Origin of the sequence: Streptomyces sp. NPDC093018 (assembly GCF_040684035.1) — a bacterium.
Taxonomy (GTDB): Bacteria; Actinomycetota; Actinomycetes; order Streptomycetales; family Streptomycetaceae; genus Streptomyces; species Streptomyces murinus.
The window spans coordinates 82,552-108,244 of the sequence record NZ_JBFBFF010000007.1; the positions used below are offsets into that span (position 1 = coordinate 82,552).

A 25,693-nucleotide genomic window follows, 5' to 3' on the forward strand; every position below is an offset into this window, starting at 1 on the left:
GGCTTCCCTAGGGGTGTCTTATGGCACCCCTTTTCCGGCCTTCCCCACCGTCACTCCGGCTGGGTCAGCGCCTCTTTCTGGAGCTGCACCGCCGCCAGCAGGCTCAGCTTCGGCTCCGCCTGGCGCAGGGCCTTCGTCGCCGCGACCGAGGAGAGATCGCCCGTGAAGCCGACGGCGGCCAGCCGGGCGCGGGTCCAGTCGGCGCGCAGCTTGGCCTCGGTGGCCTGCGCCGTCGACTCGACCAGCGCGAGGGCGCGTTCCAGACCCGGGCGCTCCTCGGGCGACGCCTCCGCGAGCGCCGCGCGCAGCGCCGAGGCCACCACCTCCGCGTCCCGGATGACCAGTAGGTGATTGTGCTTCCTGTTCAGACCCGCGATTCCCGTCATGTTGATCATCCTCGCCGCCGAGTGCCCCGAGATCCAAGCGGCTTGAGGAAGACCAGAGGCTACCGCGCGGGCCGCCGGCAGTGCAGGAACAGATGCGGCTCCGGTACCGCCTCGGGATGCGCGGGCGCGAACTCCGCGCGCTCCTGCGCCAGTACGGCGAGCCCGGCCCGGACCGCCAGATCCTCGAACGCGTCCGCGCCGAAGCTCGTCACCCGCACCGGCTGCCCCATGAACAGCCCCTCGGCGCCCTCGATGTCGACGGGCACGGTCGCCAGCACCACGAACCCACCGGGCCGTACCGCCCGCGCGAGCCGGCCCACCACGGCCTCCTGCTCGGCCCGGTCCATCTGGAGCAGCGAGAAGTAGGCGCAGGCCGCGTCGAACGCCCCGTCCTCCAGCGGAAGTTCACGGATATCCGCCCGGCGGAACTCGGCCCCCGGCACCTGCCGCGCCGCCAACTCCACCATCACCGGGGACACATCGACACCGAGCACCCGGTGCCCCGCGTCCGCGAGGGCCGCCGCGGTCGGCCGCCCCGTGCCGCAGCCCACGTCCAGCACCCGGCTACCCGGTGCCAGCCGCTCCAGCAGCCACCGCAGGGACGCCCGGTGCGCCTCGGAGGAGGCGAACGCCTTCTCGTAGTCGAGACCCAGCGCGTCGAACACCACGGCCGCCGGTACCCGGCGCTCGTCCTCGGCCACCACGGCTCCTCCCGTCGCCCGGCGCCGACCCGTACGGCACCGACCCCGCACGGCACCCCTGCGGCACCGGCGCCGGGCATCCTCGCACCCCGCGCACCGCGACCACAACGGCACGGGGCGACGGCCCGTTTGCGCACCGCGCGCCGGACCCGGCAGGGTGCGGGTGTGCCCACCTTGCTGATCGTCCACCACACCCCGTCACCCAACTGCCAGACCCTGTTCGAGGCCGTCGTCTCCGGCGCCACGGCACCCGAGATCGAGGGCGTCCGGGTGGTGCGCCGCGCGGCCCTCGCGGCCACCGCCGCCGATGTCCTCGAAGCCGACGGCTACCTCCTCGGCACCCCCGCGAACCTCGGCTACATCTCCGGCGCCCTCAAACACTTCTTCGACCAGATCTACTACCCCTGCCTGGACGAGACCCGGGGCCGCCCCTTCGGCTACTACGTCCACGGGGGCAACGACGTCACGGGCGCGGTGCGCGCCCTGGACACCATCACCACCGGCCTCGGCTGGCGCCGCGCCGCCGAACCGGTAACCGTCACGGGTGAACCCGGCCGGGCCGACACGGAGGCCTGCTGGGAACTCGGCGCCACCCTCGCCGCGGGCCTGTCCGACTGACCCGCCCCTTCACACCCCCCACTCGCCCGCCGGGCCGTGCTCGCGCAACGGCCCCACCGCCGGGCCGCGTTCGGCACAGCTGTCCAGGATGCGCGGCAGGGCGCCGAGGGTGGCGCGCCAGGAGCCGGAGCCGGGGGCGGAGGTGGAGTCGGAGTCGTGGAGCAGGATCGTGCCGCCGCCGCGCAGATCGCGGACGACGCTCCGGTGCACGGAGGACGGGGTGGCGCGGGCGGTCCAGTCCTCGCCCCAGCAGGTCCACAGCACCGGCGTCAGGTCCAGCCGCCGCGCGGCCAGGTGGGCGGCGGTCGACAGCACCCCGTAGGGCGGTCGGAACAGGGCGGGGCGCCGGCCGGTGAGCTCGCCGACCAGGTCCCGCGCGCGGGCCGGGTCGTCGTGGGTCGCCCGGGGGCCGCGCAGCGGCAGCGGGCGGTGCAGCCAGCCGTGGACGCCGATCTCATGGCCCTCGGCGGCGATCTCGCGCACCAGCCCGGGGCTCCGCCGGGCCTCGCGGCCGAGCAGGAAGAACGTGGCGCGCACCCCGCGCCCGGCCGGCGCGCCCAGGAACAGCGGGGTGGAGTACGGGTCGGGCCCGTCATCGAAGGTGAGGGCGACATGCCCCGTCCGGCCGTGCCCGGACAGTCGGGGCATGACGCGCTTGCGCAGCGGGCCGTACGCGGCGATCGCCGGCGCGGCGTGCACGGCGGCGAGTACGGGCAGCGCGGCCAGGGCGGCGCCCCGCAGGGCGGGTGCGGTGCTCATCGGCGGTGGCCCTCTGCGTGCGGGGCGGCGTCGTGCAGGGTGTGCGCGGCCTGGCCCGCGTCGTCGGGGTCCAGTTCATGGCCGAGGGCGTGCATCAGGCGCGGACCGTCGTCGGTGGTGGCGACCGCCGTACCGAGCGCGGTCGCCCAGAGCGCGCACGCGACCGCCGTGACCGCGGCGATGCGCCGCGGGCGCCCGATCGGCCGCCGCAGGACGGGAGTTGGTACGGTCGTCCGCGCGGGGGCCGCCCTGGCGATGCGCGCGATCTCGGCGGCCGGACCGCACCCGGCGTCCGCGAACAGCGCGCGAGCCGCCGCGCGTTGCCGCAGGCCCCGCGCCCCGTTGGCCAACTCGAAGACGACGGAGGTGAACGCGTCGGCGTCCCGGATCCACGCGGCGACCCCCGCCGCCTCCAGAGCCGCGGCATTGGTCTGCCCATGGCCCGGTATACAGCGGTAACTCGCCACCGGCAGCCCGGCGGCGAACGCCTCCAGGGAGGTCAGCCCGCCCGCGTTCTGCACCAGTACGTCGGCGACATGCATCAGGGCGGGCATGTCGTCCACCCAGCCGAAGGCGTGCTCGACGCCGTCGGCCCGCAGCCGTGCGGCCAGCGCCTCGTTGCGGCCGCACACCGCCACCGGGACCGCGACCCTGGACGCCCGCAGTTCCAGGGCCACTTGCCGTACCAGGCCCACGCCCCACGAACCGGCGACCAGCAGGGCCGGCGACGCCCGCGCGGGCAGTCCGAAGCGGGCCCGGGCGGCGGCGCGCGTCTCCTCGTCGGCCGGGCGGAAGCGCGGGTCGGTGACCGGTCCGGTCACCCGCACGTCCCCGGCCCCCGCGCCCCGGGCCTGTGCGGCGGGCACGGCGTGCGCCGCGAGATGGACGTCGATGCCGTCGGCCACCCACAGCGGATGCACCGAGAAGTCGGTCAGATAGGTGAGCGCGGGGACGGTCAGCAGGCCCGCCCGGCGCAGCCCGCCCAGGACCCGGCTGGCGCCCGGATACGTGGAGACGACCGCCCGGGTGCCCGGCGGCAGGGCCCGCAGCACCCGCTGCCGCGCGCCGCGCAGCAGCGCCGCGGTCAACGGCCCGCCGCCGCCCGCGCGTTCGGTGCCGCGGTAGATGCGCTGATAGGCCCAGGGCGCCGTGCGCAGCATCCGGTGGTAGCCGTCCCGGACGAGCCGGCCGGTCCCGGCGGGCAGCAGCTCCAGCAGATCGAGCCGGTCCACCGTGAACCCGTCCGCCGTGAGCCGGCGGGCCAGCTCCGCGGCGGCGCCGTCGTGCCCGGCGCCGATACCGGCGGACAGGAGCGTGATCCGCTCGGCCGCCGCCGCGGGCCCGGGCGGCGGCGTGCCGCGCAGGGTGGCGGCCGCCAGGGCACGCAGATGGGCCGTACTTCCGAGATGGGGCATGGCTGTGCCTTCCGCGCGAGAGCAGCAGGAGGGAGGTCCGCGCGGGAGCCGGGCGGAGCAGCCGGAACTCTACAACATGTAGTAGATAAGCTCGTACGACATGTAGGAGCAGCCGGGTAGGCTGGTCCGGCGGACCGTCAAGGCCCGGCAAAAGGCCGTCAGGGGGCGGGAGGAGGGACCGAGAGTGCGTGAGCGGGAAAGCGGGGCGGCGGACGAGCCGTCCGGCCGCAGGGCGCGCGGCGAGCTGGAGAGCAGTGTGCTGGCCGTCCTCTGGGCCGCCGACCGGCCGCTGACCGCCCGGCAGGTCCTGGCCGGACTGCCCGGCGACCTGGCGTACACCACCGTGCTGACCATCCTGTCCCGCCTGTACGACAAGGGCATGCTGGTCCGGCGCCGGGAGGGCCGCGGCTATGCCTACGCCCCCGCCCGCGACGAGGCGTCCGACACCGCCGCCCGGATGCGGACCCTGCTGGACCGCGGCTCGGACCGGGAGGCGGTGCTCGCCCGGTTCGTCTCCGAACTCTCCGCCGAGGACGAGCAGTTGCTCCAGCGGCTGCTCACCGGACCCGACCAGGACCGCCCCGCCGAGGAGCCGTGACCGGGTGACCTTCACCGTCTATGTGCCCCTGCTGGTGACCGTCGTCCTCGCCGTGCTCGCCCCGCGCGCCGCCCGCCGGCTGCCGCCCCGCGCCGCCGCCCGCTCCCTGGCCTGCGCCGCGACGGTCACCGCCCTCGGCTGGCTCGGCTCGCTCGCGCTGCTGTCCTTCACCGGGCTCGCACAGATTCCCGAGGTCGCCGAGCAGGGCCACTGGTCGGTGGCCGCGCTGCGCGCCGCCGACCCGGTCTCCCTCGCCGTCGCGATCCTCGGCGCGCTCGGCCTGGCCGCCGCGACCGGCTCGCTCGCCGTGGCCGCCGTACGGGGGACCCGGCACCTGCGGTGGACCCGGCGGGAGGCGGCCGCGCTGCCCGGCGACACCGAACTGGCCGTCCTCGACGACCCGGTGCCGCAGGCGTTCGCGCTGCCCGGCGCGCCCGGCCGGATCGTGGTCTCCCGGGGCATGCTGCGCTGCCTCGGCGACGAGGAGCGCGCCGCCCTGCTCGCACACGAACGCGCCCATCTGCGCGGCCGGCACCACCTCTACCTCGCCCTGTGGCGGCTCGCCGCGGCCGTCACCCCGCTGCTGCGGCCGCTCGCCGACGCGGGCGGCTTCGTCCTGGAACGCTGGGCCGACGAGGCCGCCGCCGCACATGTGGGCAGCCGTACGGTGGTCGCCCGCGCCGTCGGCCGCGCCGCCCTGGCCGCCGCCGCCGCGAAGGACCGGCCGGCGCTGGCCGCGACCGGCGGGGCCGTGCCGCAGCGGGTACGGGCCCTGCTGGCCCCGCCCCCGCGACCGCGCGCCCTGCCCGTGGTGGCCGGTGCCGCGCTGCTCGCGCTGTGCTGCGCCAGCCTCGCCGAGGCCGCCTCCGACAGCGAGCGCATGGTGGTGACCGCCCGTTCGGCCGAGCGCGCCACGGCCACCGCCCGTGCGGACACGGCCGGTTCGGGCCACCGGGCCCCGGTCGCCACCGACCCGGACGCCGCCGCGGACGGCACACGGCACCGGCACCGCCACTGCGGCCCGCACCGACCCGGCGGCCGGGCGTAGTACCCCGGTACCACCCCTTCTGCCCCGTTCAGCCCCCAGTACCACGGGTTTGCGGGGTTTCGGCGCCTAGCGTTGCGGATGAGACGTCAGACGTGACGGACGCCGCCGCCCACCAGGGCGCGACGGACGCCGCGGTCCGCGACCGAGGGAGCCCGCATGATCGAGGCACGAGGACTGACCAAGAGGTACGGCGAGAAGACGGCGGTCGACGGCCTTGACTTCGTCGTCAAGCCCGGCACCGTCACCGGATTCCTGGGCCCGAACGGCGCCGGGAAGTCCACCACCATGCGCATGATCGTCGGCCTCGACGCCCCGACGAGCGGCTCCGTCACCGTGGGCGGCCGCCGCTACGCGGGCCATCGCGCCCCGCTCCAGGAGGTCGGCGCCCTGCTGGAGGCCAGGTCCGTGCACCCCGGCCGCTCGGCCTACCAGCACCTGCGGGCGCTCGCGCTGACCCATGGCATCCCGCGCCGCCGCGTCGAGGAGGTGATCCGGCTCGCCGGGCTCGGCAGCGTCGCCGGAAAGCGGGCCGGTTCCTTCTCGCTCGGCATGGGCCAGCGGCTCGGCATCGCCGCGGCCCTGCTCGGCGACCCCCGCACGGTGATGCTGGACGAACCGGTCAACGGACTCGACCCCGAGGGCGTCCTGTGGATCCGCAACCTGCTCACCTCGCTCGCGGCGGAGGGCCGTACCGTCTTCGTGTCCTCCCATCTGATGAGCGAGGTCGCCCAGGTCGCGGACCATCTGATCGTCGTGGGCCGGGGGCGGCTGCTCGCCGACACGACCGTACGGGACCTGGTGCGCGAGGCGGGCGGTGACACCGTCCGGGTCGCCACCGAGGACCCGGGACGGCTGCGGGAGGTGCTCGCCGGGCCGGGCGTGGAGATCACCGGCCGGGTCGGCTCGGAGGAACTCCAGGTCAGCGGGGTGAGCGCACGGGAGATCGGGCTGAAGGCCGCCGAACACGGCATCCCCCTGTTCGAACTGAGCACCAGGGCGGTGTCCCTGGAGTCGGCCTTCATGGACCTGACCAGGGACGCCGTCGAGTACCACGGCGGCACGACCGGCGCCGCCACCACCGGCACCGCCGCCACCACCGGCACCGACCGCCCCGGGAGCGCCGCATGAGCACCCTGACCGAGACCACCTCAGCCGCGGGGAACACCGAGGCCGCGCCCGGCCGCCCCGCCTACCGGGTCACCGGGCGCCGTGTCCTGGCCTCCGAATGGGCCAAACTCTGGTCACTGCGCTCCACCTGGATCACCCTCGGCCTGGGACTGCTGTTCCTCGTCGTCTTCGGCGTCATCGCCGCCTACCGCTACCGGTCCATGACCGGCTCGCCCCGCATGGACAAGGACTTCGCCCGCTCCACGGCCCTCAGCCTCTCCCTCTTCGGCGCCAACTTCGCCCAACTCGCCCTCGGCGTCCTGGGCGTGCTGGTCACCGCGGGGGAGTACTCCACCGGCATGATCCGCTCCACCATGGCGGCGGTACCGCGCCGGCTGCCCGTGCTGTGGTCCAAGGCGGCGGTGTACGCACTGGTCGCCCTCGTCGTCGGCACGGTCGGCGCGTTCGTCGCCTTCCTCATCGGCAGCCGCGTCGTCTCCGGCACGTCCGCCGCCCTGACGCTCGGTCACACCGGCGTCCTCCGGGGCCTGTTCGGCGCCGGTCTCTACCTCGGCCTCGTCGGCGTCATCGGCACGGCCCTCGGCGCGCTGCTGCGCTCGGTGGCCGGCGGTATCTCCGTGCTGGTCGCCACCTTCATGCTCGTCCCCGGCCTCGCCTCCCTGCTGCCCAGCTCCTGGCAGGACGACATCGGCCCCTATCTGCCGAGCAACGCGGGCCAGGCGATGTACGCCCTCACCCACGACGCCACCTCACTGGCCCCCGGCGCCGGGCTGCTGGTCTTCCTCGGCTGGACCGTGCTGGCGCTGGCCGGGGCGGCCTACCGGTTGCGGCGGGGGGACGTCTGACCGGGAACCCCGCCATGACCACCCTGTCTCCCGTCCCCGCGGCCGCGGCGGTCACGGAGGAACTCGGCGGCATGGGGCCGCTGGTCGCCCGGCTCGGCCGGGCCGGCCGGTGGCTGCGGGGCGCCGACCTGGCCCGGCCCTGGGTGCTGGACACCGCCCTGGTGGCCGTCGTCTTCCTGATGTTCTGCCTGCCCGACCTGCTGCACGGCGGTGTCGTCGACGCCGACGGACCGCGCCGCTTCCGGCTCGCCTTCACCCGGCTGCCGCCCGCGGGCATGCTCGCCGCGCAGGCGGGCCTGGTACTGCCGCTGCTGTGGCGCAGACGCCGTCCCGCGGCGGCCTTCGCCGCCGTCGCCGCCGTGTTCGTCCTCCAGTGGGCCCTCGGCGCCGCCCTGCACGCGGACGTCGCCCTCTTCATCGCCCTGTACAGCCTGGCCCTGCACGGCAGGCCCCGCCAACTGCCGTGGGCCTGCGCGGTGATGGCGGCCGCGCTGGCGCTGGTCGCGATGCGGGTGTCGGTCGTCGTGTCCGTCACGGACGCGCTGTTCTTCCTGCTGAGCACGGCGACCGCGGCGCTCGCGCTGGGCCTGGTGATCCGGATCCGCCGCGCCCAGCTGGCCGCGCTGCGGGACCGGGCAGCCCGCCTGGAGACGGAGCGCGACCAGCGCAGCAGACTGGCCGCCGCCTCCGAACGGGCCCGGGTGGCACGGGAGATGCACGACATCGTCGGCCACCATCTGTCCGTCGTGATCACCCTGGCCGACGCGGGCGCGTGCGCCACCACCGGTGCCGCCGACTCCGGACGCGGCGCCGAGGCGCTCCGGCTCATCGGTGACACCGGCCGCCAGGCACTCGGTGAACTCCGGCGCGTCCTCGGTGTGTTGCGCGACACCGACGCCCCGCCCGCCGGACCCGAACTCAGCCCGCAGCCCGGACTCGCCGACCTCGACGCCCTCTGCCACGGCGTGCGCGCCGCCGGGCTCGACGTCGTCTACCGGACCTCCGGGAGAGCGGAAGCCCTGGACGAGGGCCTGCAGTTGACCGTCTACCGGATCGTGCAGGAAGCCATGACCAACACCCTGAAGCACGCGGGCAGCGGCACCCGGGTGGACCTTGCGATCGACGTCGGCGCGGACCGGCTCGGCATCCAGGTCCGCGACACCGGCAAGAACGTCCGAGTGGGCCAACGGCACGACGGCCAGGGCCTGTTGGGCATGCGTGAGCGCGTCGCGCTGTACGGCGGCCGGCTCAGCGCGGGCCCCGCACCGGGCGGCGGCTGGACCGTGGCGGCCACCCTCGAACTCGGCCCGCGGGAGGGCGCGGCGTGACCACCGTACTCATCGTGGACGACCAGCCGCTGCAACGGTACGGCTTCCGGATGCTGCTGGACTCCGTGCCCGGCACCGAGGTGGTCGGCGAGGCGGCCCATGGCGCGGAGGCCGTCCGCCGGGCCGCCCAACTGCGCCCGGACGTCGTCCTGATGGACATCCGGATGCCCGGCATGGACGGCATCGAGGCCACCCGGCGCATCGTCGCCACCGGTGCCCGCTCGCGCGTCCTCGTGCTGACCACCTTCGACCTGGACGAGTATGTGCACGCGGCCCTGCGCGCCGGGGCCAGCGGCTTTCTGCTCAAGGACGCCCGCCCCGACGAGCTGCTGGCCGGTATCCGCGCCGTCGCGGGCGGCGACGCGGTGATCGCCCCCGCCCTCACCCGCCGCCTCCTTGACGAGTTCGCCCGCTACGGCTCCGCCCCCACCGACGACCCCCGCGTCGACCGTCTCACCGAGCGGGAACGCGAGATCCTGGTCGCCATCGGCAAAGGCTGGACCAACGGCGAGATCGCCACCCGCCTCGTCCTCTCCGAGTCCACGGTCAAGACCCATGTCGGCCGTGTCCTGGCCAAGACGGGCGCCCGCGACCGGGTCCAGGCGGTGATCTTCGCGTACGACCTCGGGCTGGCGAGACCGAGCGTGCGGTGAGGGTGTGGTCACCCGTTGACCGCCGCCCCCAGGACACCGTGGCCGCGCGACCGCCGTGCACCTGAGCCCGACCGCCCTGCCCCCAGGCACCCGACTGCCCCCACCCCTGGGCATCCCCGGGTGCCCCCGCCCCTGGGCATCCCCGGGCCATCCGAGCGGTCTGCCCCGCCCGGAACGCGCGCCCGGCTCCAACGGCCCCCGCCCGCCGCTCCGCACGGCCCGCCCCGGGGCGCCCCCCTAGGCCACCCGAGTGACCCCCCGTCGGGAATATGCGAGTGGCACCAACGGCCGCCCACCCGCCGCTCCCTCACTCCGCGGCCCGTCCCCGGTGCCCGGCGACACCCCCGCCGCCCCCGTCCCGGCCCCGGACGAAGGTGCGGGGCCGGTGGGGCTGGCACACGATGGACGCGGGTCGCGTCACGCCGACGCGGCCGCAGCCGTCGTACGTCGTCGAACCGAGGGAGCGCCGGATGCGAGCGGACGGCACCGCACCCGGGCGGCCCGTGCCGGGCGGTCCGGACCCAGGGAACGTGCTGCGCGACCGCGCGCGGGACCTGCTGGAGATCGCCGAGGGCATCCGCGCGGTGTCCGAACGCACCGCCACCACCCTGTCCGCCCCGGACCTGGCCGCCGCCACCCGCCGCCACCCCCGCACCGGCCTCGCCGGATACTGGGCGCTGCTGCGGGCCCTCACCGCCGGACCGGGCCTCGGCGGCCCCGCGGGCGCCGGGCCCCGCGGCGCCGCCACCCGCGTCCTCCGCCTCGCGGGCCGGGCGCGCGGCGCAGAGAACCTGGCCGCGCTGGTGGCCCTCACCTCGCTGCGCCTGCGCGTCACCGCCGTACTCGCCGACCACCCCGAACTGGCCCGCACCCCGGGCATGCGCCTGCTGACCCGGGCCGTCACCGCCGACCGCGACGAGGACGCCGTACGGGCCCTGCGCGCCCTGCTGCGGGACCGCACGGCCCAGCGCGCGCTGTCCGGGCTCGCGCCGCTGATATCCGAACTCCTTGCCGTATGCGCCCTGCTGGACGGGCGGTCCGAGGGCGGCGGCACCCCCGAGGGCGGCGCCGAGGCCGTCGACCTCACCGACCAGCGCCGCCGGATCATCGCCACCGAGGGCTCCCTCCTCGGCTTCCTGCGCAACATCGAGGCGCTGTCCACCGACGGACGAATCCTCGTCCAGAACGTGCGCGGCCCCGACGGCGTCGTCCGCTACGTCGTCCAGGCCCCCGGCACGGCCCCCGGACGGCCCCGCCACGACGCCCCGCAGGACCTCGTGGGCGCCTGGCGCGACCTGCGCGCGACGGACTCCCCGTACACCCGCGCCCTGGTGCGCGCCCTGGCAGCGCACGGCATCCCGCGCGGCGCCGAACTCGCCCTGATCGGCCACAGCGAGGGCGGCAACGCGGTCCTCAACCTCGCCCAGGACGAGGACTTCTGCCGCACCTACCGCGTCACCCACGCCATCGCCGTGGGCTCCCCCTCCGGCGACCGCAAACCCGCCGACCCCCGCACCTGGATCGCCACCGTCACCAACCAGTACGACCTGGTGGCCGCCCCCGACGGCCACCGCACCGAACCGGCGGCCCCCGCGGATCCGGCCGACGCCACCCGCTACCACGTCGAATACGCCGGTCCCACCCGCGAGTTCCCCCTGTGCCACCGCCTGCGCGAGTACATCGAGCATCTGCGCACCCTGCTCCCCGTGGCCCGCGCGGACCTGGACGAGGCACTGGCCCCCTACCGGGGTCCCGTCGTACGCACCCAGGCGTACCGGCTCAAGGACCACGCCCACCCGCCCGCCGGCCACCCTTTCCTCACTCTCGCCACCGCCCCCGTACGCACCACGGTGGGCCCGGTCGACGTACCGGTGCGGTACTACGACTCCGCCGCCGCGCACCTCTGCTTCCCCGTCGACCCGGCCGCCGCCCGGAGCCTGCTGCCCGACGCGGACTGGCTGACACCGAGCCGGCTCGGCCCCCGGGCCCTCGCCGTGCTCTCCCTGCACGAGCACCGGTGCACCACCATCGGCCCGTACACCGAGATCGCCCTGTCCGTCCTGGTGGACGACCTGTGGCGACCGCGTCCGTGCGACGCCGTCACCGATCTGCTGCGCCGCGTCGACCTGCGCCGCACCGGCCGCTACGTCCTCTCGCTCGCCGTCACCACCGAGGCGGCCCGCGTGGTCGCGCAGGAGGTCTGGGGGCAGCCGGTGCTCAGAATGCGCGCCGAGGCCGACCTGACGGGCCGGGAGATCCGGGCCCGCTCCGAGGACCTCGGGCTCGTGGTCGAGGGCCGGCTCGGGCCGGGCGTCCGCTGCCCCGACGCCGACCGGGCCCTGTACGGCCGCCGGGGCACCGGCACGGTCCGCACCCTGGTCCGGGCCCATGGCAGGCTCCGGCTGCACCCGGGCGCGGGCGTCCGGGTACGGCTCGACACCGCGGCCGCCGAACCCCTCGCCGGACAGCTGCGCCGGCTCGGCATCGACGCGGCCCGGCCGCTGTTCGTGCTGGCCTGCCCGCAGTTCATGGCGCACCGCGGCGGCGGCGCGGAGCTGGCGCGCTGAAGTCCCGTACGCACGCAGCCTAGTTGGGAGTACCCATGGTGACCGAGTCCGCCCGGTCGAGCGCGGCGCAGGCCGATGAACTCCTCGCCCACATCGGCCGGTTGCGGGCCGACGCCGACCTGATGGACGGCTACGCCCGGCGTCTTAGCGCCACCGTCACCACCCTCGGCGGCTGTCCGGCGGCACCGGAGTGGAGCCGCCCGGCCCTGGAACGGCAGGCGGCCGCGTGCGCCTCGGCGGCGGTCCGACTGCGCACCGCCGCCGAGGCGTTGCTCGCCCACGCGCGCGCCGACCGGCCGACGCGGGGTGCGATGTCGGGGTCGTCGTAGAGGGTCGTAGAAGTCGTCGTAGAGGGAGGGAGAAGGGGCGGGGGTCAGTCGGGCTGTTCCTCGGAGCCGGGCTTCGGGCGGGCGCGGGTCCAGGAGGGGTCGACGACCGGGAGGGGCTGGGGGAGGGGAGCGGTGTGGTGCATGGGGATCCTTCGGACTGGTGGGGGTTGGTCCGCAACGGCGGTTCGAAGAGCGGCGGGGCTACCGGGAAGAGCCGGGTGGAGCAAGGTGCTTCAGACGGACCGCAGTTCCGCCCGGACGACACGCGCGGCCCGGTCGGACGGGAGGGTGACGCCCCAGCCGAGGCTCAGCGCCTCCACCAGGAGCAACCCGCGCCCGTGCTGGTCCTCGGGCCCGGGTCGGCAGGCCACCGGGAGCGCGGAGCCCGCGTCCCCGGTGATCTCGTCCGCCACCTCGACCCGTATCCGCTCGGCCGTGCGGTGCAGCCGGCAGCCGATCCGCGTACCGCCCGCGTGCACCAGGGCGTTGGTGACCAGCTCGGAGACCACCAGGACCACATCGTCCCGTACCCCCTGCGGCACGTCCCACACCGTCAGCAGTTCCCGTACGACCCGGCGGGCGACGCCGACGGACAGGGAGTGGGCCGGCAGCTCGAAGGAGGCGTCCGAGGCCGGGAGCCGTGCTTCGGCCAGCGGGCCGCGGGCCTTCTCGGACAGCGCGCCCTGCCTCGGGCCCGGACCGTCCGCGCGCGACGACCGGTCCGATCTCGCGTTCGGGGGCGGGCGGTGGAGCGGTCGGGGGAGGAAGGGCGGAGCCATCGCCGTGCGCCTTTCGTCCGGCCTCGCGTGGGGAGCGTCCGGCCGTGCGTGGTGGGGGGTCGGTCGGCCGGCCGCGCGCAGCAGACGGCACACCGCCCCGCACGAGGCCGTGCCGCGGCCCGGTCCCCCGACCGGCCACGCCGCCTGCTCCTCGGTCGGCCGGAGCAGTCGCCCCACTTTCCCACCTGCCAACAACGGCTCGCAACCTGCGAGTTGAAAATGGCAGTCAGCCGTGTGCATGCTGCCTGGGACGGGCACACCCACGCGTGGCGGGCCCGCCGCGACGGTGTACGAGGGCGACCCTGCTGCCTGCTCCCGGGGGTGCGGATGTCCACGGAGACCGACTGGGGCGGCGCCCCTTCCGTGCTGCGCATGATCCTCGGGCGGCGGCTGGAGCGGCTGCGGATCCGGGCCGGGCTCGGCTATGCCGAGGCGGGCGCCGCCATCGGGGTCAGTCACTCCACGATCCGCCGCATGGAGGCCGCCAAGGTGGCCCGGCTGCGCCTCACGGACGCCGAGAAACTGCTCCAGGTCTACGGCCTGACCGACCCGCAGGAGATCGACACGTTCCTGCGTTCGGTGCGCGAGGCCAACAAGCGGGGCTGGTGGCACGGTTACCGCGATGTCATGCCCGACTGGTGCGCCGCCTACCTCAGTCTGGAGCAGGCCGCCGACCGCATCCGCGGCTACGAGAACAGTTGCGTGCCCGGCCTGTTGCAGACCGAGGACTACGCCCGCGCCCTGCTGCGCGCCACCCACCCGGGCGCGTCCGCGGAGGCCACCGAACGCCGGGTCGCCCTGCGGATGCGGCGGCAGCGGCTCCTGGCCGGGGCCGAACCCCCGCGGGTGTGGGTGGTGTTGGAGGAGGCCGTGCTGCGCCGGACCGTCGGCGGGCCCGGGGTGATGCGCGCGCAGATCGACCATCTGGCCGAGGCCGGCCGGCTGCCCCATGTGACCGTGCAGCTCATGCCGTTCGCACACGGCCCGCATCCCGCGATGCCCGCGGCCGCCTACCACCTCTTCCGGTTCCGGGCCCGCGAACTGCCCGACATCGTCTACGTCGACGGCCTGCTCGGGGCCGCCCACCTCGACAGGCCCGAGCACGTCGAGCCGTACCGCGAGGCCCTGGACCGCCTCGCCGCCCAGGCGGCGCCCGCGACGCGGACCGAGTCCCTGCTCGGCGCGATCCGCAGGCAGTGGTAGGGGAGCGGCAGGGACAGGAGAAGGGTGCGACGTGCCCGGCGTGTGCCCGGTACCGTGCCTCCCGTGTACGTCACCCGAGTCACCCGTCATGTGCACGCGGCCCCCTCGGCCGTCTACCGGGCCCTGACCGACCCCGCCGCGGTCGCGCTCTGGCGGGTCCCCGACGGGATGACGGCCCGGGTGCACACCTTCGAGCCGCGGGAGGGCGGCGCCTTCCGCATCTCCCTCACCTACGACCAGGGCGGCGGCACCGGCAAGTCGGGCGGCCGCACCGACACCTACCGCGGCCGCTTCGCCCGGCTCGTCCCGGACTCCCTGGTCGTGGAGGTGCTGGCCTTCGAGACGGACGACGACGCCCTCGGCGCCACCATGACCATGACGACGACGCTCGCCCCGGCCGATGGCGGCACGGACGTGGAGATCCTGCACGAGGGCGTTCCCGACGCCGTTTCGCGCGCGGACAACGAGCAGGGCACCCGCATGGCCCTCGACCGGCTCGCCCGGCTGCTGGAGGAACGGTAGAACCGGATACATGACCGGATCGGCACGCCCCGAGGCCGGAAATCGACGCAACCTTTTCCGCCTTGCCGCATGCCCGGAATCATCCGGAAACCACCGGAACCACCCTTGCCGAAACGTGGTCTTACCAGCCGTCAGCGGCCGGGATCAGCCCGTCCGTCACGAAACCGGGGGAACGAGACACATGTCCGTCCGCAGCCGTACGACCCTGTTCACCGCCCTCGCCCTCGCCGCCGGCCTCAGCCTGGCCGCGGTGACACCCGCCCTCGCCCGACCCGCCACCGCCCGACCGGCCGCCGCGCGCGCCGCCGCCGTCGCCCAGGGCGACGCGCGCAACGCCACCCAGCACGTCGCCGACTTCTACGGCGCCTACATCGACGCCGTCTGGGCCACCGACGACAAGGCCGCGGGCGCCGACGCCAAGGCCCTGCGCGCCTTCTACCTGTCCTCGGCCGCCCAGAAGAAGGTCGCCGCCTACGAGACCAAGGAGCACGCCGACGGCATCCTCTTCGCCCAGAACGTGCCGGTGCGCTGGCAGGTGGCCTACACCGGTTCGGGCGCCGGGCACGCCACCAGCCGGGTGACACTGACCTGGAGCGACGGCCCGCACGCCGAGGTCACCCGGATCGACGTCCAGTCCGACCTGCACACCCTGAAGATCACCGACCTCCGGCCGGCCGGCTGACCCCGACGGCACGCCTCGCACGGCCGCCCCGCCTTCGCCCCCGCTCCGGCGCCGGCGGGGGCTAGGGTTCGGCGCCCGCCGTGTCCTGCCGTGCGGCCGCCCGGCCGTGCCCGCGCCCATGGCCGTGGTGGCGGTGCCGGTCGACGGGGGTGCGGTGCAGTGCGATCAGCGCGGCGTCGTCGCCGAGTCGGCCCCCGGCATGGGCGAGCAGATCGCGCCGGATGTGGTGCAGCAGCGCCTCGGGGCTGTCGTCCGTCCACCGCGCCACCCGCTCCGCCAGCGGATAGAACCGGCCCCGGGCGTCCCGCGCCTCCACCACGCCGTCGGTGTAGAGCAGCAGGGTGTCGCCGGGCTCGAAGGAGAAGACGTCCAGGGTGTGCTCCACGGCCGCCGGCAGCCCCTGCACACCGAGCGGCGGCGAGGGGTGCAGGCTCGGCATCGTGACCACGTGCCCGGGACTCAGCAGCAGCGGCGGCGGATGCCCGCAGCTGGTCATCCGGGTGATCTGGTCCCGGTCCGGGATCTCCACCAGCAGCGCGGTCGCGAACCGCTCGCCCGCCTCGTCCTCCGGCTCCAGATCCGCCGTGTACCGGGAGACGCTCTGCTCCAGCGTGTCGACCAGGTCCGCCAGCGTGTGATGGCGGTGGGCGCTCTCCCGGAACGCGCTGAGCAGCAGCGCGGCCTCCCCGATGGCGGGCAGGCCCTTGCCGCGGACGTCCCCGATGAGGACCCGTACGGCGTTGTCGCACACGGTCGCCGCGTAGAGGTCGCCGCCGATCTGGGCCTCGTCCTCCGCGGCCAGGTACAGGGAGGCGATCCGCAGCGGGCCGATCTGCTCGGGCAGCGGCCACATCAGCACGTGCTGCGCGGCCTCGGCGACCGTGCGGACCTGGGCCAGCTGGGCCTGGCGCCGCTCGCGCAGGGCGCTGTAGAGGACCACCAGCACCGAGAGCACCGCGAGGGTGATGATCTGCACGATGTGGTTCGAGGTGCCGATCCCGCCGTGCGCGATGCCGATGACGATCTGCGCGAGCGTGGCCAGCGCGCCGACGGCCGCGGTGGTCCGGGGGCCGGCGAAGGACGGGGTCAGCGCGGGCGCGATCACCAGGGCGGGCCCGAGGTGGATGCTCTCCGGGGCCTGCACGTCCACCACCGTGATCACCACGATGAGCGTGATCGGCAGCAACAGCAACGCGTGCGGCGACTGCCAGAAGCGCCGCTCACCCGCCGACCCGACCGGAAATCTCATGCCTACCAGCGTGCTCCCGGCCGCGACGGGCGGCCACTTGCGCCTCGGTACGACCCCCATGGCTGTCAGGGGCCGTCCCTCCCTTACGGGCCACCTCAAGCCCCTACGGGCTCCCTTACGGGTCGCCCCGAGCCCCTACGGGCCGCCCGTCACCCCACCGCCGTGTCGCCCCCGGCGCTCCCGGGTACCCGTACGGCCCTCGGTGCCCGCCCGGGGCGAAGCGGACGCCCGCACCCGGCGCCGCCCGCGGCCGCAAGGAGGCTGTCATGGCCGATGACCAGCACGGACGAACGCCCCCACCGGCACACCGCGCCCACTCCCGCGCTCCCCGCCGCACGCCCAGCGGCACCGAACCGGCCACCGCCCGCAGCGATCTGCGGCTGCGCCTGATCCTGTCCGCCCTCTTCCTGCCCGTCTTCACCGCCGCCACCGTGGGCTTCGCCCTCTGGTCCGCGCACCAGGGCCCCGGCGACAGCCCCGGCAGCGGCCCCCTGACCGTCCTCGCGGTGGTGTGCGGAGTCCTCGCCCTGGCCGCCGCACTGGACCTGGTACGGGTGACGGCCCGCAGACGACGCGAGGGCGACCCGACCGACGACGCCCTCGGCTGATCCATCGGATCGCTTTGCGCGGCTTTGGCCGGAAGCAGGGCGTGAATATGCCATACGCACGCTACTGAATCCCGGATTCCGGAGGCAGTCTGCTCACGTACCGCCTGCCCCGCCGTGTTCACGAGGTCCGGAAGCCTCCCCGCGCACGGCGGGGCCGGTGTTCGTACGAGCCGGAAATACGTTGCGGTGGGCCCGGCGCACTCGGTGAGCTGGAGCCATGGGCACCAAGGCGGACGGCACCGGGCGAGCGGAACGGGCCGGAGCCCGGCGATCGGGCTCCCGGCGCGGCCCGGCCGTGCTCGGCGCCCTGATGCTGTCCGCCTTCACCTTCAACACGGCGGAGAACCTGCCGGTCGGCCTCCTGGACGCGATCTCCCGGAGCCTTCGGGTGTCCCCGTCCGCGGTCGGTCTCCTGGTCACCGGTTACGGCGTGACGGTCGCCCTCGCCTCGCTGCCCCTCGCCCACGGCACCCGGGCGGTGCCCCGGCGCCATGTGCTCACCGGACTGCTGGCCGCGCTCGTGCTCTCCAGCCTGCTCGCCGCGTCCGCCCGCTCCTACGGGCCGCTGCTCGCGGCCCGGCTGCTGACCGCGCTCGCGCAGGCGCTGTTCTGGGCGGTGATGGGCCCGGTCGCGGTGGGCCTGTTCGCGCCCGAGGTGCGCGGGCGGGTGATCGGGGCGCTGTCCGTCGCCGGTTCGCTCGCCCTCGTGCTCGGCGTGCCCATCGGCACCTGGCTGGGCGGGCGCACCGACTGGCGGATGCCCATGGGCGCGCTCGCCGCCCTGGGCCTGGTCTCGCTGGTGACGATCGCGGCGCTGCTCCCCACCTCGCCCCCCGAGGCCGAGCCCGCCGCCTACGGCACCGCCCCCGACGCCCGCCGCTTCGCGACCGTGCTCACGGCCGGGGCCCTGTCCGCCACCGGGGCGTTCACGGGATACACGTACCTTGTGCGGTTCCTCGGCGCGGTGAGCGGGTTCCCGCCGGGCGCCGTCGACCTCCTGCTCGTGGCGTTCGGCACCGCGTGCCTGGCCGGGGTGGGCGTCACCGGCGCGCTCCTGGACCGCTTCCCGCGCGCCGCGCTGAGCTCCGCCGTGGCCGTCCAGGCGATCGGCATGCTCGGCCTCGGTGCGAGCGGCGCGCACCCGGTGCCGGCGGTGGTCTTCCTCGCCCTGATGGGCGGCGCGCTCGGGCCGGTGTTCATGGCGGCCCAGCACGAGATGCTGAGCTGCGCGCCCGGCCGTACGGACATCGCCCTCGCCGCCAACTCCGGCGCGTACAACGCCGGTATCGCCGCGGGCGCCGCCCTCGGGGCACTGATCCTGCCGCTCGCGGACGTGCGCGGCGCCTTCCTCGCCGGCGGCCTGCTGACCACCGGGGCCTGCGTGGTCCTGCTCGCTGAAAGCATCCGAGTCGGATGACGTGGCCGCAGGGGCAGAGGTTGCCTTCCCTCCCCAGTTTTCCCTTCCGTCCGCCTGTGGGGCTTCCCACCCGTTAAAGATCTTGACGACCGTCGCGCGGATCGCTGAACTGTCCCCCGGGCCGTGCGACCACACGGCCCGGGGGAAATCCGCCGGCATCCGGTCGGTGATGCCTGAAACGAGCGGGTACCGGGAAAAGCCTCGTACGGTCGATCACCGGACGCGGGCCGAAGGGGGCGATGTGCATGACAGGTGCGTCGAAGACGAAGAAGACGCAGAAGCCGAAGGTGACGGGCTGCTCCGTCTCATGACCGCGGAAAGACATCTCGACCGGCTCCGCCCGGCGGCGGCCCGCCTCGCCCGGTTCACCGGGCGCACCCTGCGCGGCGAATGGCACGCCATCGTGGTCGACCCGGTACGGCAGCTCGCCCGGCGCGGACTGTCCGGGCTGCTGCTGGCCTTCGTCGCCGCGTTCGGCGTCATCTTCTTCCACGACATCGCCCAGCACCCCACCGGCGCGGTGTGGGTCACCCGGCTCGGCGGCGTCAAGGCCGACCTGCCGCTGTGGCTGTCCCTGCTGCGCACCCCGGTGTCGCTGTACGTCCCGGCGCTCGACCTGCCGGTCTGGGCCGGCATCACCCAGCTGTTCCTGGCCTTCGCGCTCGCCGAACTCACCCTCGGCCGCTCCCGGACCCTCGCGATCGCCTATGCCACCACGCTGGCCGGCACCCTCGTCGCCCGGCTGATGATCGCGATCGGGCCCGGCTGGTCGGGCCTGGGCCTTCCGGCCGCCTGCGGACAGGTCCTGGACACCGGGCCCTCGGCCGCGGTCGTCGGCCTGTTCACCTACCTCTCGGTCGTCAGACGCGCGCCGGTGGTCTTCACCCTCACCGGCGGCTCCATGGTGTGGGAGTCGATCGCCGTCCCCAATCTCGCCGGCCGCGAGCATCTGATCGCCGTGGGCTCGGCCGTCGTCCTCGGCCTCCTGCACGGCCGCCGGTCCCAACTGCGCGCCCTCGGCCGCTCCCTCCTCCCCACCCGCACCCCCGGACCATCCCCTACGGCCCCTACGGCCCCTACGGCCCCTACGGCCCCCAAGGCGTCCCCGGTCCTCCCCATGACCGCCTCCGCCTCCGCCACCGTTCCCGCCCCCGCATCTCCCCACCCCACCGCCGGCCGCACCCCGATGACCTCCCTCGAACGCTGACCGAGACGCCTCCGCACCCCGGCCGGAATCCCGCCCCGAACCGCCGCGCACAGCTGTGGCGCCGCCCACACGGTCGGTGTGATGGTTTTCGCATACGGCCCCGCACGGGCAGCCCCTAGGGTTGCGCGGGAAATGGCAGGGCAGGGCGTGTCTCAATCACCATGACGTTCGTCGCCGCCAGGCAGCTGAAGGGATTCCAGGATGTTCCGTAAGGTGCTGGTCGCCAACCGCGGAGAGATCGCGATCCGCGCGTTCCGGGCGGGCTACGAACTCGGCGCGCGCACCGTCGCCGTGTTCCCGCACGAGGACCGCAACTCGCTCCACCGGCTCAAGGCCGACGAGGCCTATGAGATCGGGGAGCCGGGGCACCCGGTGCGCGCCTACCTCTCCGTCGAGGAGATCGTGTCCGCCGCCCGCCGGGCCGGGGCGGACGCCGTCTACCCCGGTTACGGCTTCCTGTCCGAGAACCCGGAGCTGGCCCGCGCCTGCGAGGAGGCGGGCATCACCTTCGTCGGCCCCGGCACGGCCACGCTGGAGCTGACCGGCAACAAGGCCCGCGCGGTCGCCGCCGCCCGTGCCGCCGGGGTGCCGGTGCTCGGCTCCTCGCAGCCCTCCACCGACGTGGACGAACTGGTGCGGGCCGCCGAGGACATCGGCTTCCCGGTGTTCGTGAAGGCGGTCGCGGGCGGCGGCGGCCGCGGTATGCGCCGGGTCACGGACCCCGCCCAGCTGCGCGAGTCCATCGAGGCCGCCTCCCGGGAGGCGGCGTCCGCGTTCGGCGACCCGACCGTGTTCCTGGAGAAGGCCGTCGTCGACCCGCGCCACATCGAGGTGCAGATCCTCGCCGACGGCGAGGGCAATGTCGTCCACCTCTTCGAGCGCGACTGCTCGCTCCAGCGCCGCCACCAGAAGGTCATCGAGCTGGCGCCCGCCCCGAACCTCGACCCGGCGCTCCGGGAGCGTATCTGCGCCGACGCCGTGCGCTTCGCCCGCGAGATCGGCTACCGCAACGCGGGCACCGTGGAGTTCCTGCTCGACAGGGACGGCAACCACGTCTTCATCGAGATGAACCCGCGCATCCAGGTCGAGCACACCGTCACCGAGGAGGTCACGGACGTCGACCTGGTCCAGGCGCAGCTGCGGATCGCCGCCGGTGAGACCCTCGCCGACCTCGGCCTCGCCCAGGAGACCATCACCCTGCACGGGGCCGCGCTCCAGTGCCGTATCACCACCGAGGACCCCGCCAACGGCTTCCGCCCGGACACCGGCAGGATCAGCGCCTACCGCTCGCCGGGCGGCTCCGGCATCCGGCTGGACGGCGGAACCACCCACGCCGGTACGGAGATCAGCGCCCACTTCGACTCGATGCTGGTGAAACTCACCTGCCGGGGCCGGGACTTCAAGGCCGCCATCGGCCGCGCCCGGCGTGCCGTCGCCGAGTTCCGCATCCGCGGTGTGTCCACCAACATCCCCTTCCTCCAGGCCGTCCTTGACGACCCGGACTTCCAGGCCGGGCGGATCACCACCTCGTTCATCGAGGAGCGCCCGCATCTGCTCACCGCCCGCTCCTCCGCGGACCGCGGCACCAAGCTGCTCACCTTCCTCGCCGATGTCACGGTGAACAAGCCGCACGGCGAACGGCCCGACCTGTTCGACCCGTTGACCAAGCTGCCGGTGCCCACCGCCGCCGAGCCGCCCGCCGGATCGCGCCAACTCCTCGTGGAACTCGGCCCCGAGGGCTTCGCCCGCCGGCTGCGCGAGTCGCCGACGATCGGGGTCACCGACACCACCTTCCGCGACGCCCACCAGTCGCTGCTCGCCACCCGGGTGCGCACCAAGGACCTGCTCGCCGTCGCCCCGGTCGTCGCCCGCACCCTGCCCGAGCTGCTGTCCCTGGAGTGCTGGGGCGGTGCCACCTACGACGTCGCCCTGCGCTTCCTCGCCGAGGACCCCTGGGAGCGGCTGGCCGCGCTGCGCGAGGCCGTGCCCAACATCTGCCTCCAGATGCTGCTGCGCGGCCGCAACACCGTCGGCTACACGCCGTACCCGACGGAGGTCACCGACGCCTTCGTGCAGGAGGCCGCCGCCACCGGCATCGACATCTTCCGCATCTTCGACGCCCTCAACGACGTCGGCCAGATGCGCCCCGCCATCGAGGCCGTGCGCGAGACCGGCACGGCCGTCGCCGAGGTCGCCCTGTGCTACACCGGCGACCTGAGCGACCCCGGCGAGCGGCTCTACACCCTCGACTACTATCTGCGGCTCGCCGAGCAGATCGTGGCCGCGGGCGCCCATGTCCTCGCGATCAAGGACATGGCCGGACTGCTGCGCGCCCCGGCCGCGGCCACGCTGGTCTCGGCGCTGCGCCGCGAGTTCGACCTGCCCGTGCATCTGCACACCCACGACACCGCGGGCGGCCAGCTCGCCACCTACCTCGCCGCGATCCAGGCGGGCGCGGACGCGGTGGACGGCGCGGTCGCCTCGATGGCCGGGACGACCTCCCAGCCGTCGCTGTCCGCGATCGTGGCCGCCACCGACCATTCCGAGCGGCCCACCGGGCTCGACCTCCAGGCGGTCGGCGACCTGGAGCCGTACTGGGAGGGCGTGCGCCGGATCTACGCCCCCTTCGAGGCGGGCCTGGCCGCGCCGACCGGGCGTGTCTACCTCCATGAGATCCCCGGCGGCCAGCTGTCCAACCTGCGCACCCAGGCCGTCGCGCTCGGCCTCGGCGACCGCTTCGAGGACATCGAGGCGATGTACGCCGCCGCCGACCGGATCCTCGGCCGCCTGGTCAAGGTCACCCCGTCCTCCAAGGTGGTCGGCGACCTCGCCCTGCACCTGGTGGGCGCCGGGGTCTCCCCGACGGACTTCGAACAGACCCCCGACCGGTTCGACATCCCGGACTCGGTGATCGGCTTCCTGCGCGGGGAGCTGGGCACCCCGCCCGGCGGCTGGCCGGAGCCCTTCCGCACCAAGGCGCTCCAGGGCCGTGCCGCGGCCAAGCCGGTGGCCGAGCTGTCCGCCGAGGACCGCGAGGGGCTGGCCAAGGACCGCAGGGCGACCCTGAACCGGCTGCTGTTCCCGGCGCCCACCAGGGAGTTCGAGGGCCACCGGCAGTCGTACGGGGACACCAGCGTCCTGGACAGCAAGGCGTTCTTCTACGGTCTGCGCCCGGGCAAGGAGTACGCCGTCGATCTGGAGCCCGGGGTGCGGCTGCTGATCGAGCTCCAGGCGATCGGCGAGGCCGACGAGCGCGGTATGCGTACGGTGATGTCCACGCTCAACGGCCAGCTGCGGCCCATCCAGGTGCGTGACCGGGCGGCCGCCTCGGACGTGCCGGTGACGGAGAAGGCCGACCGTTCGAACCCGAACCATGTGGCCGCGCCGTTCGCCGGTGTGGTGACGCTCTCCGTGGCCGAGGGCGACGAGGTGGCGGCCGGTGTCACCGTCGCCACCATCGAGGCGATGAAGATGGAGGCCGCGATCACGGCGCCGAAGGCGGGCCGGGTGTCCCGGCTGACCATCAACCGGATCCAGCAGGTGGAGGGCGGCGACCTGCTGGTCGAGATCGGCTGAACCCGCGGGAAAGCGGCCGAGTCCTCGCGGGACTCGGCCGCTCCTGCGTGCTCAGCCCTGTGGCGCCGTGGGGCCGTCCCAGAGCGGGTACGACATCACATGCTGGAAGCCCTGCGGCCGTGCGCCGCTGTAGGTCAGGGTCAGCTGGGTGAAGCGTTCGAAGGACGGATGCTTCTTCCACTGCGTGCCGCCGCTGAGCCGGATGACCACCGGGTAGGGGTGGAAGGTGCCGGCCGCGCAGTACGGCTTGCAGTCGTTCACCCAGTTCGTGCCCGTGCCGGTGGCGCCGCCGGAGCTCCAGGAGGTCCAGTGCAGCCCCTTGAGCCGGCTGTTGCCGTCACCGCAGGCCAGGATGAAGTCCGTGGGGCGCACATTGCGGTGGGAGAAGCAGTCCACCAGCACCCGGTCCCCGGCCCCGGACCGCGCCGTCGCGGTGGGCGACGCGGTCGTGGTCGGCGGACTGGCCGAAGCCGTTGTCGCCCCTGCCGTCAGCAGAGCCGCTGCCGCCAGGGTCACCGCCGTTCCCACCACTGATCCGCGCATGGCCGCTCCCACCGTTCGTGCCGTGTCCGAGCAGGTCACCTCGACGCTACGGCCACTTGGCGTATTCCACCAGTCGCGCAGGTCGCACCGTGTGTCACCCGGAAGGACCGGTTCCGGGACACGCGTATGGCCGGGGGCGCGTCCGGTGCGGCGAACACCGAACGCGCCCCCGCCCACCGGGCGGGCGCGGGATCAGCAGGCGCCCTCGTCCTGCCAGGGACCCCAGGTGGAGGCGCCGGGCACCTCGTTCTGGGTCCACCACTTGGCCTTCCAGTTGTGCTGCTCGTACGACACCTCGGTGCCGCCCGTGTACGCGGTGGACGAGTTCCACGCGGGCTTGCACGAGGTCGGGGTCGGCGTCGGGGTGGGGGTGGGCGTGCCGGTCGGCGGGGTGACGCCCGCGAACTTCACCGAGTACTTCGCGAAGTCCCAGTCGCTCTGCGCCACGCTCGAACAAGTCCCGGACGTACGGCCCCCGTTGTCGGACGGGCTGCACTGGCGGTCGCGGTTTATCGACCAGAAGGTGAAGCGGTCCATGTGGTGGCTGGTCGCGTAGTCCAGCACGGTCTGGAAGTCGGCCTGGGTGAAGATCTCGCCGGTGTCGCTGCGGCCGTTCATGCCGGAGAAGCCCTCGTGGGCGTAGGCGGTGGCCTCGTCCCAGCCGAAGGTGGACTGGAGGATCGAGTTGAAGTTGGTCAGCGCGCTGGTCTGGCTCGCCGCCCCGTTGAAGCCGCCGTCGAAGGGCATGATGGAGAAGTTGTTCGGGGTGAACCCCTGCGACTTCGCCTCCAGGAGCATCTGCTTGCCGAACCAGCCGGTGCCGTCCGCCGTGCCGGCCGTCGTCACGGAGACGTACAGACCGGGGTTGTTCTGCTGGAGGATCTTGGCCGCGCCGATCTCGTTCTTGATGGCCGCGGTGTTCTCGTACTCCGGCTCCTCCAGGTCGAAGTCGATGGCGTGCAGGCCGTACTTGGTGATCACCTGCTGGTACGCCGCAGCCGTCGACGCCGCGTCCGCGCAGGCCTGGCCGAGCTTGGTGCCGCCGTAACCGCCGATGGAGACGGACACGTCGCCGCCCTTGGCGCGGATGGTGTTGATGGTCGACTGCACGGCCGTGTCCGAGGAGACCGGTGCCGTACCGCCCCAAGTGGGCGAGCAGCCGCCCCCGTTGGGGGCGAGCACGAAGGCCAGCTGGAACGCCTTGAGACCGGTGGCGTCCATGATGGCGGACGCGTCGGGCGGGTCGTTGTCCAGCGGCATCAGATAGGGAGCTGCCGCGTACCAGCGGTTGCTCAGGGCGTCCTGGGGAGTGGCGCCCGAGGCGTTGGCCGCGACCAGGGCGGTGGTGCCCGCGGCGGCGAGCACGACGGCTGCCGCCGCGCTCAGACAGGCGTGAAGACGTCTCACTGCGTGCCTCCAGAGGGTGGGGAGAGACCCGGGTGGGGGAGGAGCCCCCACCCTCCGGGAGCTGTTGCGGCCACGTCAATAAGTTGGCCTAGACCAACCTGCTCTTTGGACTAGACCATACGATC

General features: G+C 74.4%; 24 protein-coding genes. 16 read left to right on the forward strand and 8 right to left on the reverse strand.

What is annotated here, in order from left to right:
• Positions 1–50: 50 nt before the first annotated feature.
• Positions 51–386, reverse strand: a complete 336-nt coding sequence (locus tag AB0N90_RS17935) for a hypothetical protein (RefSeq protein ID WP_361681691.1) — start codon at positions 384–386, stop codon at positions 51–53.
• A gap of 59 nt (positions 387–445) precedes the next feature.
• Positions 446–1,087, reverse strand: coding sequence for a methyltransferase domain-containing protein (locus AB0N90_RS17940; RefSeq protein ID WP_365197535.1), 642 nt, complete (start codon positions 1,085–1,087; stop codon positions 446–448).
• Positions 1,088–1,252: 165 nt separating this feature from the next.
• On the opposite strand from AB0N90_RS17940, the gene AB0N90_RS17945 reads away from it, so the two are divergent.
• A complete protein-coding gene (locus AB0N90_RS17945; protein WP_365197537.1) occupies positions 1,253–1,705 on the forward strand; it encodes an NAD(P)H-dependent oxidoreductase in 453 nt (150 codons plus the stop codon).
• A 9-nt stretch (positions 1,706–1,714) separates the two neighbouring features.
• Here the strand turns inward: AB0N90_RS17945 and AB0N90_RS17950 are convergent, their stop codons facing one another.
• Both AB0N90_RS17950 and AB0N90_RS17955 read right to left on the reverse strand, forming a co-directional pair.
• Entirely contained in the window at positions 1,715–2,464 is a 750-nt protein-coding gene (locus AB0N90_RS17950; RefSeq protein WP_365197540.1) for a polysaccharide deacetylase family protein, read from the reverse strand.
• Positions 2,461–3,879: a UDP-N-acetylglucosamine--N-acetylglucosamine transferase gene (locus AB0N90_RS17955; RefSeq protein ID WP_365197542.1), complete on the reverse strand. Its 1,419-nt coding sequence runs from the start codon at positions 3,877–3,879 to the stop codon at positions 2,461–2,463. Before AB0N90_RS17955 ends, AB0N90_RS17950 begins: the two co-directional genes overlap by 4 nt.
• Positions 3,880–4,063: 184 nt before the next feature.
• On the opposite strand from AB0N90_RS17955, the gene AB0N90_RS17960 reads away from it, so the two are divergent.
• The 8 genes from AB0N90_RS17960 (at position 4,064) to AB0N90_RS17995 (ending at position 12,375) form a co-directional block, all read left to right on the forward strand.
• Positions 4,064–4,477, forward strand: coding sequence for a BlaI/MecI/CopY family transcriptional regulator (locus tag AB0N90_RS17960; RefSeq protein WP_365197545.1), 414 nt, complete (start codon positions 4,064–4,066; stop codon positions 4,475–4,477).
• A 4-nt stretch (positions 4,478–4,481) separates the two neighbouring features.
• Complete coding sequence (locus AB0N90_RS17965) at positions 4,482–5,525, forward strand: M56 family metallopeptidase (RefSeq protein WP_365197548.1); 1,044 nt, start codon at positions 4,482–4,484, stop codon at positions 5,523–5,525.
• A 156-nt stretch (positions 5,526–5,681) separates the two neighbouring features.
• The gene (locus AB0N90_RS17970; RefSeq protein WP_365197550.1) at positions 5,682–6,653 is read left to right on the forward strand and encodes an ATP-binding cassette domain-containing protein; all 972 of its coding nucleotides are present in this window, start codon (positions 5,682–5,684) and stop codon (positions 6,651–6,653) included.
• Entirely contained in the window at positions 6,650–7,498 is an 849-nt protein-coding gene (locus AB0N90_RS17975; RefSeq protein ID WP_365197552.1) for an ABC transporter permease, read from the forward strand. Before AB0N90_RS17970 ends, AB0N90_RS17975 begins: the two co-directional genes overlap by 4 nt.
• A 14-nt stretch (positions 7,499–7,512) precedes the next feature.
• A complete protein-coding gene (locus tag AB0N90_RS17980) occupies positions 7,513–8,826 on the forward strand; it encodes a histidine kinase (RefSeq protein ID WP_365197554.1) in 1,314 nt (437 codons plus the stop codon).
• Entirely contained in the window at positions 8,823–9,479 is a 657-nt protein-coding gene (locus tag AB0N90_RS17985; RefSeq protein WP_128793218.1) for a response regulator transcription factor, read from the forward strand. Before AB0N90_RS17980 ends, AB0N90_RS17985 begins: the two co-directional genes overlap by 4 nt.
• Positions 9,480–9,949: 470 nt before the next feature.
• Positions 9,950–12,046 carry an acetoacetate decarboxylase family protein gene (locus AB0N90_RS17990; protein ID WP_365197556.1) on the forward strand — a complete coding sequence of 699 codons (2,097 nt, stop codon included), beginning with the start codon at positions 9,950–9,952 and terminating at the stop codon, positions 12,044–12,046.
• A 35-nt stretch (positions 12,047–12,081) separates the two neighbouring features.
• Positions 12,082–12,375 carry a hypothetical protein gene (locus AB0N90_RS17995; protein WP_365197558.1) on the forward strand — a complete coding sequence of 98 codons (294 nt, stop codon included), beginning with the start codon at positions 12,082–12,084 and terminating at the stop codon, positions 12,373–12,375.
• Positions 12,376–12,608: 233 nt separating this feature from the next.
• On the opposite strand, the gene AB0N90_RS18000 is transcribed toward AB0N90_RS17995, so the two are convergent.
• A complete protein-coding gene (locus AB0N90_RS18000; RefSeq protein ID WP_365197560.1) occupies positions 12,609–13,154 on the reverse strand; it encodes an ATP-binding protein in 546 nt (181 codons plus the stop codon).
• A gap of 327 nt (positions 13,155–13,481) precedes the next feature.
• Between AB0N90_RS18000 and AB0N90_RS18005 the strand changes: the two genes are divergently transcribed.
• From AB0N90_RS18005 to AB0N90_RS18015, 3 genes are all read left to right on the forward strand, one after another.
• The gene (locus AB0N90_RS18005; protein WP_365197562.1) at positions 13,482–14,357 is read left to right on the forward strand and encodes a helix-turn-helix transcriptional regulator; all 876 of its coding nucleotides are present in this window, start codon (positions 13,482–13,484) and stop codon (positions 14,355–14,357) included.
• 63 nt (positions 14,358–14,420) lie between these two features.
• Complete coding sequence (locus AB0N90_RS18010; RefSeq protein WP_365197564.1) at positions 14,421–14,879, forward strand: SRPBCC domain-containing protein; 459 nt, start codon at positions 14,421–14,423, stop codon at positions 14,877–14,879.
• Positions 14,880–15,060: 181 nt separating this feature from the next.
• Positions 15,061–15,561, forward strand: coding sequence for a hypothetical protein (locus AB0N90_RS18015; protein WP_365197566.1), 501 nt, complete (start codon positions 15,061–15,063; stop codon positions 15,559–15,561).
• Between the two features lie 61 nt (positions 15,562–15,622).
• Here AB0N90_RS18015 and AB0N90_RS18020 read toward each other — a convergent pair whose 3' ends face one another.
• Entirely contained in the window at positions 15,623–16,810 is a 1,188-nt protein-coding gene (locus tag AB0N90_RS18020) for a PP2C family protein-serine/threonine phosphatase (RefSeq protein WP_365197569.1), read from the reverse strand.
• A 266-nt stretch (positions 16,811–17,076) separates the two neighbouring features.
• Between AB0N90_RS18020 and AB0N90_RS18025 the strand changes: the two genes are divergently transcribed.
• The 4 genes from AB0N90_RS18025 to AB0N90_RS18040 all read left to right on the forward strand — a co-directional run bounded on the left by AB0N90_RS18025 (position 17,077) and on the right by AB0N90_RS18040 (position 23,618).
• The gene (locus AB0N90_RS18025; RefSeq protein ID WP_361681743.1) at positions 17,077–17,418 is read left to right on the forward strand and encodes a DUF6343 family protein; all 342 of its coding nucleotides are present in this window, start codon (positions 17,077–17,079) and stop codon (positions 17,416–17,418) included.
• Positions 17,419–17,728: 310 nt separating this feature from the next.
• Positions 17,729–18,835, forward strand: coding sequence for an MFS transporter (locus AB0N90_RS18030; RefSeq protein ID WP_365198054.1), 1,107 nt, complete (start codon positions 17,729–17,731; stop codon positions 18,833–18,835).
• Between the two features lie 307 nt (positions 18,836–19,142).
• Positions 19,143–20,042 (forward strand): hypothetical protein, encoded by a 900-nt coding sequence (locus AB0N90_RS18035; protein WP_365197571.1) that lies wholly within the window; start codon positions 19,143–19,145, stop codon positions 20,040–20,042.
• A gap of 201 nt (positions 20,043–20,243) precedes the next feature.
• Positions 20,244–23,618, forward strand: a complete 3,375-nt coding sequence (locus AB0N90_RS18040; RefSeq protein ID WP_365197574.1) for a pyruvate carboxylase — start codon at positions 20,244–20,246, stop codon at positions 23,616–23,618.
• A gap of 51 nt (positions 23,619–23,669) precedes the next feature.
• Here AB0N90_RS18040 and AB0N90_RS18045 read toward each other — a convergent pair whose 3' ends face one another.
• Both AB0N90_RS18045 and AB0N90_RS18050 read right to left on the reverse strand, forming a co-directional pair.
• A complete protein-coding gene (locus AB0N90_RS18045) occupies positions 23,670–24,161 on the reverse strand; it encodes a hypothetical protein (RefSeq protein WP_365197576.1) in 492 nt (163 codons plus the stop codon).
• 192 nt (positions 24,162–24,353) lie between these two features.
• Positions 24,354–25,568 (reverse strand): carbohydrate-binding protein, encoded by a 1,215-nt coding sequence (locus tag AB0N90_RS18050; RefSeq protein WP_365197578.1) that lies wholly within the window; start codon positions 25,566–25,568, stop codon positions 24,354–24,356.
• Positions 25,569–25,693 lie beyond the last annotated feature (125 nt).

What these genes read in the sequence shown, in the direction of transcription:
- AB0N90_RS17935 (WP_361681691.1), bottom strand. Translation starts at nt 386, where the DNA reads ATGACGGGAATCGCGGGTCTGAACAGGAAGCACAATCACCTACTGGTC.
- AB0N90_RS17950 (WP_365197540.1), bottom strand. Translation starts at nt 2,464, where the DNA reads ATGAGCACCGCACCCGCCCTGCGGGGCGCCGCCCTGGCCGCGCTGCCC.
- AB0N90_RS17955 (WP_365197542.1), bottom strand. Translation starts at nt 3,879, where the DNA reads ATGCCCCATCTCGGAAGTACGGCCCATCTGCGTGCCCTGGCGGCCGCC.
- AB0N90_RS17970 (WP_365197550.1), top strand. Translation starts at nt 5,682, where the DNA reads ATGATCGAGGCACGAGGACTGACCAAGAGGTACGGCGAGAAGACGGCG.
- AB0N90_RS17975 (WP_365197552.1), top strand. Translation starts at nt 6,650, where the DNA reads ATGAGCACCCTGACCGAGACCACCTCAGCCGCGGGGAACACCGAGGCC.
- AB0N90_RS17980 (WP_365197554.1), top strand. Translation starts at nt 7,513, where the DNA reads ATGACCACCCTGTCTCCCGTCCCCGCGGCCGCGGCGGTCACGGAGGAA.
- AB0N90_RS17990 (WP_365197556.1), top strand. Translation starts at nt 9,950, where the DNA reads ATGCGAGCGGACGGCACCGCACCCGGGCGGCCCGTGCCGGGCGGTCCG.
- AB0N90_RS17995 (WP_365197558.1), top strand. Translation starts at nt 12,082, where the DNA reads ATGGTGACCGAGTCCGCCCGGTCGAGCGCGGCGCAGGCCGATGAACTC.
- AB0N90_RS18000 (WP_365197560.1), bottom strand. Translation starts at nt 13,154, where the DNA reads ATGGCTCCGCCCTTCCTCCCCCGACCGCTCCACCGCCCGCCCCCGAAC.
- AB0N90_RS18005 (WP_365197562.1), top strand. Translation starts at nt 13,482, where the DNA reads ATGTCCACGGAGACCGACTGGGGCGGCGCCCCTTCCGTGCTGCGCATG.
- AB0N90_RS18015 (WP_365197566.1), top strand. Translation starts at nt 15,061, where the DNA reads ATGTCCGTCCGCAGCCGTACGACCCTGTTCACCGCCCTCGCCCTCGCC.
- AB0N90_RS18020 (WP_365197569.1), bottom strand. Translation starts at nt 16,810, where the DNA reads ATGAGATTTCCGGTCGGGTCGGCGGGTGAGCGGCGCTTCTGGCAGTCG.
- AB0N90_RS18025 (WP_361681743.1), top strand. Translation starts at nt 17,077, where the DNA reads ATGGCCGATGACCAGCACGGACGAACGCCCCCACCGGCACACCGCGCC.
- AB0N90_RS18030 (WP_365198054.1), top strand. Translation starts at nt 17,729, where the DNA reads ATGCTGTCCGCCTTCACCTTCAACACGGCGGAGAACCTGCCGGTCGGC.
- AB0N90_RS18035 (WP_365197571.1), top strand. Translation starts at nt 19,143, where the DNA reads ATGACCGCGGAAAGACATCTCGACCGGCTCCGCCCGGCGGCGGCCCGC.
- AB0N90_RS18040 (WP_365197574.1), top strand. Translation starts at nt 20,244, where the DNA reads ATGTTCCGTAAGGTGCTGGTCGCCAACCGCGGAGAGATCGCGATCCGC.
- AB0N90_RS18045 (WP_365197576.1), bottom strand. Translation starts at nt 24,161, where the DNA reads ATGCGCGGATCAGTGGTGGGAACGGCGGTGACCCTGGCGGCAGCGGCT.